At 72.9% G+C, this 5,450-nt stretch carries 6 protein-coding genes; 4 read left to right on the top strand and 2 right to left on the bottom strand.

The features are described from left to right. Positions 1-849, bottom strand: an 849-nt coding sequence (locus CCL05_RS37325; protein WP_086565075.1) for a thiolase C-terminal domain-containing protein, incomplete at its 3' end; no start/stop codon positions are given. Between the two features lie 110 nt (positions 850-959). Here CCL05_RS37325 and CCL05_RS37320 point away from each other — a divergent pair. Together CCL05_RS37320 and CCL05_RS37315 are read left to right on the top strand one after the other, a co-directional pair. Further along, positions 960-2,141: an acyl-CoA dehydrogenase family protein gene (locus CCL05_RS37320; RefSeq protein WP_086565074.1), complete on the top strand. Its 1,182-nt coding sequence runs from the start codon at positions 960-962 to the stop codon at positions 2,139-2,141. After that, positions 2,138-2,608 (top strand): nitroreductase family deazaflavin-dependent oxidoreductase, encoded by a 471-nt coding sequence (locus CCL05_RS37315; RefSeq protein ID WP_086565073.1) that lies wholly within the window; start codon positions 2,138-2,140, stop codon positions 2,606-2,608. The genes CCL05_RS37320 and CCL05_RS37315 overlap by 4 nt, the downstream gene beginning before the upstream one ends. Before the next feature lie 132 nt (positions 2,609-2,740). Here CCL05_RS37315 and CCL05_RS37310 read toward each other — a convergent pair whose 3' ends face one another. Next, positions 2,741-3,376 carry a TetR family transcriptional regulator gene (locus tag CCL05_RS37310; RefSeq protein ID WP_086565072.1) on the bottom strand — a complete coding sequence of 212 codons (636 nt, stop codon included), beginning with the start codon at positions 3,374-3,376 and terminating at the stop codon, positions 2,741-2,743. Positions 3,377-3,510: 134 nt separating this feature from the next. On the opposite strand from CCL05_RS37310, the gene kbpA reads away from it, so the two are divergent. Together kbpA and CCL05_RS37300 are read left to right on the top strand one after the other, a co-directional pair. Further along, a complete protein-coding gene (gene kbpA, locus CCL05_RS37305) occupies positions 3,511-4,233 on the top strand; it encodes an AfsK-binding protein KbpA (protein WP_208641702.1) in 723 nt (240 codons plus the stop codon). Positions 4,234-4,445: 212 nt separating this feature from the next. After that, positions 4,446-5,450: serine/threonine-protein kinase (locus tag CCL05_RS37300; protein ID WP_244204535.1), on the top strand; the 1,005-nt coding region annotated here is incomplete at its 3' end.

Below are 5,450 nucleotides of genomic sequence, written 5' to 3'. Positions count from 1 at the left end.
GTCGTAGATCTCCGCGAAGTCCATCTCGTCCGGCCCCACGCCCGCCCGCTCGAAGGCCAGCCGTCCGCTCACCGCCGCCGGGGACACCGTGAAGTCCGCCCACTCGGACATCGCCGCGTGCGAGACGTGCTCCCCGCTGCCCAGCACCCACACCGGCGGCGTACGGCAGTCCCGTACGTACTCCTCCGCCGCCAGCAGCACCGCCGCCCCGCCGTCGGAACGGACGCAGCAGTGCAGCTTGGTGAAGGGGTCGGCGATCATCGGGCCGGCCAGGACCTCGTCCACCGTGACGGGGGTGCGGAACATCGCCTCCGGGTTCAGGGCCGCGTTGGCCCGGGTCTGGACCGCCACCTGAGCCAGCTGCTCGATCGTCGTGCCGTACTCGATCATGTGGCGGCGGGCCGCCATGGCGTACTTGGCGATCAGGGTGTGGCCGTAGGGGACTTCGAACTGGAGGGGGCCGCGCGTGCCGAAGGACAGGGTTCCGGTGCGGCGGCCCGCCCTCACGTCCGCACGGGCCGTCGAGCCGTAGGCGAGCAGCACCACGCGCGCGTGCCCGGCCGCGATCGCGTCCGCCGCGTGGGCGGCCATGACCTCCCAGGTGGAGCCGCCGACCGAGGTGGAGTCGACCCAGGTCGGGCGCAGGCCCAGGTACTCGGCGACCTCGACGGGGGCCAGGGTGCCCAGGCCCGCCGAGGCGAAGCCGTCAACCAGGGAGCGGTCCAGGCCGGCGTCGGCCAGGGCGCGCCGGGCCGCCTGGGCGTGCAGGGCGTACGGGGTCGCGTCGTCCACGCGGCCGCAGTCCGAGAGGGCCACGCCCACGACGGCCACTTTCCTCCGGGCAACCATGAATCTGACGGTACATCAGGTAAGCGGCGGTGCAAGGCCGCCCGGGCTCTGGGCATCCCCGCCCCGCCGCCCTAATATGACGGACCGTCAGATGCGGAGGTGTTACCCCCATGGACGCCCGCTTCACCCCCGAACAGGACGAGATCCGCCGCACCCTGCGCGAACTGCTCCACAAACGGTGCGGCCCCGAGGAGCTGCGGGCCGCCGTCGCCACCCCGGCCGGGCACGACCCGGCCCTGTGGACCGCCCTCGCGCAGCAGCTCGGCCTGCCCGGACTGGCCCTGCCCGAGAGCCACGGCGGTGTCGGCTGCTCGGTCACGGAGCTGGCCCTGGCCTGCGAGGAGACGGGCCGGGTCCTTGCCCCCTCCCCGCTGCTCGCCACGGCCGTCCTCGCCGCTCCGCTGCTGCTCGCCCTCGGCACTGACGCCCAGCGGACGGACCTCCTCCCGCGGATCGCCTCCGGGACCCTCACCGCGGCCCTCGCGGTACCGGGTCCCGCCCTCGCCACCGCCCTCGGACTCACCGGCCACGACCCGCGCGGGGAGTGGGCCGGCGGCGGGCGGGCCGGGGGCGTGCAGGCCCGGCGGGCCGAGGGTGGCTGGCGGCTGTACGGGCAGGCCGACCAGGTCCTCGACGGGCACAGTGCCCGGCTGCTCGTGGTGGCCGCGCACACCGGTGGGTTCGCCCGCTCCCGCGTGCCGCTCTTCCTCGTGCGCGGTGACGCGGCCGGTCTCACCCGCGTACGGCAGACCGCGCTGGACGCGACCCGCCCGCAGGCCCGCCTTCAACTGCGGGACACACCCGCCCAGTTGCTGGGCAGTGCGGACACCGACGCCCTGACCGCCCTCGCCCGCCTCGGTGACACCGCCGCCGCCTGTCTCGCCGCCGAGGCCGTCGGCGCCGCCGGCCGGGTGCTGGAGCGGACCGTCGAGTACGTCGGGCAGCGCGAGCAGTTCGGGCGGCCGGTCGGCTCCTTCCAGGCGGTCAAGCACCGGCTGGCCGATGTGTACGTCCAGGTGCAGGCGGCCCGCTCGGCGGCGTACTACGCGGCCTGGGCCACCGCCCGGGGGGAGCCGGTCGGCGGCCTCGCCCTCGCGCAGGCGCTCCAGGCCCTGCGCGCGGCCGCCGCCGAGGGGATCCAGCTGCACGGCGGCATCGGTTTCACCTGGGAGCACGAGGTTCACCTGTACTTCAAGCGTGCCGCGGGCGACGAGCTGCTGTTCGGGCCGGTGCACCGGCTGCGGGCGCACGCCGCCGACGTGGCGCAGGTCGTCGAGGAGGCCCGCCGATGAGGGGCGTGCGGTTCGTGCAGAAGGTGTCCTCCACCCGGGGCTTCGCGCGCGTGGCGCCGCACGTCTTCCCGGCCCTGGACCGGGCCGTGCACCGGCTCACACGCGGAAAGGTGCTGCTCAGCGCGCAGCTCCTGCCCGGGGTGGTGCTGACCTCGACCGGGGCGAAGAGCGGTCTGCCCCGTCGTACCCCGCTGGCCTGTATGCCGGAGGACGGCGGGGACAGCTGGATCCTCGTCGGGTCCAACTTCGGGCGGCCGGGGCACCCCGCCTGGAGCCACAACCTGCTCGCGCACCCGGACGCCCGCGTCAGCTGGAAGGGCCAGGACATCCCGGTCACGGCCCGGCTGCTGGAGGGGGTGGAGCGGGCGGCGGCCTGGCAGGCGGTGCTGGCGTTCTGGCCGCCGTACGCGGCGTATCAGGCGCGGGTGGAGCGGGAGATCCGGGTCTTCAGGGTCGTACGACGGTAGAAAGCGCCGACGGTGGAAAGCCGCGCATCGTACGGCGGCGGAAAGCGCAACAGGCGGCCGTCCACTCGGGTGGACCGCCGCCTGCCAGACAGGACTTGGATGCGGGAAAGAGGCCGGGGCCGGCGGGCCGGGCTACCTCGTGGGCTTTCTGCCCGTGACGCCCAGGTGCACCAACAGCGCGAGGTTCGGCTTCAGTTCGGCCTGCTTCACGCCCCAGGAGGAGAAGCCCTTCTGGTGGGAGGCGACGGCCGCGAGCATCGCGACCAGCGAACCGGCGACGGCCGCCGGGTTCACGTCCTTGTCGACCCGGCCCTTGGCCTGGAGCTCGGCGACGGAGTCCGCGAGGGAGTTGTTCACCGAGTTGAGGATCTTCATCCGGAGCTTGTAGAAGCGCTTGTCGCCCTCGGCGGCGCCGAGATCCACGACCCGGAGGATCGCGTCGTTCTTGCGCCAGAACTCCAGGAACCCGTCGACGAGCTCCTGCGCCGTCTGCCAGCCGGCCTTCCCGGCCCAGGAACGGCCCTCGAGGAGCTCGGTCAACGACGCGCCCTCGGCCGCCATTTGCTCGGCGATCTCCAGGACGGCGCCCTCGACGTCCGGGAAGTACTGGTAGAAGGTCGCGGGCGAAGTGCCCGCCTTCCGGGCGACATCGATGACTTTGACGTCCCGGTACGGGGAGGAGCTGAGCATCTCGCTGAGGCAGTCGAGCAGCTTCTGCCGGGTCGCCTGCCCGCGCCTACCGGCCACGCGGCCGTCGACGGTACGCACTTGTCCTGTCATGACGTCAGCTTACCGAGGCGTGATCGGGGCGCGATTCGGCCGACTGCAAATGGGGTGTAAGGGAGTACGGGGGCTGGTGTGCCTGGTCTGCGGGGTGTGGCAGTCGCGGTTACGTTGTCGGCATGGCCGAAAACAGGGCATCGGTGTACGCAGAGGGCGTTCCCTGCTGGGTGGACGCGCAGCTTCCCGACGTCGAGGCGGGCAAGCGGTTCTACGGTGAACTTTTCGGGTGGACCTTCGAGGACTGGTTCGGCCCCTTCGCGCAGGCGCTGAAGGACGGGGAACCCGTGGCCGCGCTGGTCCGCAAGGTGGACGGCCGGCTGCCCACCGTCTGGACGGTGTACTTCGCGACTCCGGACGCGGCGGCCCTGGCCCGTCGTATCCGGGCGGCCGGCGGGCAGGTCGTCTCGGCGCCGGTGCCGGCCGGCGAGCTCGGCGTCACCGCCCTGGTCACCGACCCGGAGGGGGCCGTCTTCGCCCTGTGGCAGCCGGTCGGGCACCCCGGCTTCGGCAGGCGGCACGAGCCGGGCACCTTCGCCTGGGCCGAGCTGTACGCCCGGGACACCGAGGCGGCCAACGCCTTCTACGGCGACCTCTTCCAGGAGGCCCTGTTCGGGCCGGACGCCGAGCCCGACGTCGGCCGCGCCCCGGTCACCGACGTGTTCCCGGCCGAGATGCCGCCCCACTTCCTCGTCCACTTCGCCGTCGAGGACGTGCCGGCCGCACTGGAGGACGTCACCCGTCTCGGCGGCCGGGTCCAGGCCCCGCCCTTCGCGACCTCGTACGGGACGGTCGCCGTCGTCACGGACAATCAGGGGGCGTCCTTCGCGCTGCTGCACCGCTGAGCAGGGCTGACCAGGGCTGATCAGACAGTGTTTGGTCGTCGTTTGATCGCCTGTGTCCGGAGACATCCCAATTGTCACCGGGTTCGCAACCGGGGCTCCGGCCAGGAAGAATCGGGGTGCGTGCCGCCATGGCGGTGCGGTGGTGAGACGCTGCACGGGGTCGCGTGGAACATGTGGCTTGGCGCGGCTCGTACGGGGAGGTGGCAGGCAGAGTGGTGGATCAGCTGACGCAGCACGATCCGCGGCGGATCGGGCCGTTCGAGGTGCTGGGACGGCTGGGTGCCGGCGGCATGGGGCTGGTCTATCTCGCGCGCTCGGCGTCCGGCCGGCGCGTGGCGATCAAGACCGTCCGCACGGAGCTCGCCGAGGACCAGCTGTTCCGGGTCCGCTTCACGCGTGAGGTGGAGGCGGCCCGCGCCGTCTCCGGCTTCTACACGGCCGCGGTCGTGGACGCCGACCCGCGCGCCGCCGTGCCGTGGCTGGCCACCGCGTACGTTCCCGCGCCCTCCCTCGAAGAGATAGTGAACGACTGCGGGCCGCTTCCGGCCCAGGCGGTGCGCTGGCTGGCGGCGGGTGTGGCCGAGGCGCTCCAGTCCATCCACGGCGCCGGGCTGGTGCACCGGGACCTCAAGCCGTCGAACGTCCTCGTCGTCGAGGACGGCCCCCGGGTGATCGACTTCGGTATCGCGTCGGGTGTTTCGAACACGCGTTTGACGATGACGAACGTCGCCGTCGGCACGCCCGCCTACATGTCCCCCGAGCAGGCCAAGGACTCCCGCAGCGTCACGGGCGCGAGCGACGTCTTCTCCCTCGGCTCCATGCTGGTCTTCGCCGCCACCGGACACCCGCCCTTCCACGGCGCCAACCCGGTCGAGACCGTCTTCATGCTGCTGCGCGAGGGCCCGGACCTGGAGGGCCTCCCGGACGAGCTGCGGCCGCTCATCGAGTCCTGTATGCAGATGGACCCCACGGCCCGCTCGGGCAGCCAGGCGGAGGCCGTGCCGCTGTCGTCGGAGCCGGAGCCGAAGAGGTGGGGGGCGAGCTGCGCCTGGAGGTCGGCCGGGTTGGGGCGGGCCGTGGGGTCCATCTGCATACAGGACTCGATGAGCGGCCGCAGCTCGTCCGGGAGGCCCTCCAGGTCTGGGCCCTCGCGCAGCAGCATGACGACGGTCTCGACCGGGTCGGCGCCGCGGAAGGGCGGGTGTCCGGTGGCGGCG

It is taken from the genome of Streptomyces africanus (genome assembly GCF_002150735.1).
In the GTDB taxonomy this organism is placed as follows: domain Bacteria; phylum Actinomycetota; class Actinomycetes; order Streptomycetales; family Streptomycetaceae; genus Streptomyces; species Streptomyces africanus.
The sequence above is the reverse complement of the archived record's forward strand: the minus strand, read 5'-3'. Positions and strand labels throughout refer to the sequence as shown.

Bases quoted from the DNA above. Each gene is read 5' to 3' on its own strand.
- CCL05_RS37315 (WP_086565073.1), top strand. From the start codon at position 2,138: ATGAGGGGCGTGCGGTTCGTGCAGAAGGTGTCCTCCACCCGGGGCTTC.
- CCL05_RS37320 (WP_086565074.1), top strand. From the start codon at position 960: ATGGACGCCCGCTTCACCCCCGAACAGGACGAGATCCGCCGCACCCTG.
- kbpA (WP_208641702.1), top strand. From the start codon at position 3,511: ATGGCCGAAAACAGGGCATCGGTGTACGCAGAGGGCGTTCCCTGCTGG.